The sequence below is a fragment of the Paraburkholderia sp. SIMBA_053 genome (assembly GCF_046534895.1).
GTDB lineage: Bacteria > Pseudomonadota > Gammaproteobacteria > Burkholderiales > Burkholderiaceae > Paraburkholderia > Paraburkholderia caledonica.
In genome coordinates this window covers 1-357 of record NZ_JAWRXU010000239.1, presented here as the reverse complement: position 1 = coordinate 357, position 357 = coordinate 1, and the positions used below count along the sequence as shown (strand labels likewise).

General features: G+C 60.2%; 1 protein-coding gene. It reads right to left on the bottom strand.

From position 1 onward, the window contains the following. A partial coding sequence (locus SB753_RS35440; RefSeq protein WP_410804745.1) for a c-type cytochrome occupies positions 1-357 on the bottom strand: 357 nt, incomplete at both ends.

Below are 357 nucleotides of genomic sequence, written 5' to 3'. Positions count from 1 at the left end.
CATTGACTGCCGCGGTGGCCCCGTGAGCGTCGCCGGACTATTACCGCCTTCGACAACCAGCCTGATCAGCGAGGTCGTATCTTCCGTCAATACGGAAGGATTGCCCGCCAGCGAAGGAAAGGCGTGGGGAACGCCCATACCGTCATCGCGATGGCATCTCGCACAAAAACTGCGATACACGTTAAAGCCGAGCGACAGTTCATCGGACACCCGGTTGCCATTGACGGACGCACGTGCCGGATCGGCGTTCGGCGTGTAAGTCCCGGACGGCTTTTGCGCGGGCAGCGACTTCAGATAGCGCGCGATTGCCTGCGCATCCTCGTCGGTGAGGTATTGAGAGCTGTCTTCGATCTGCTC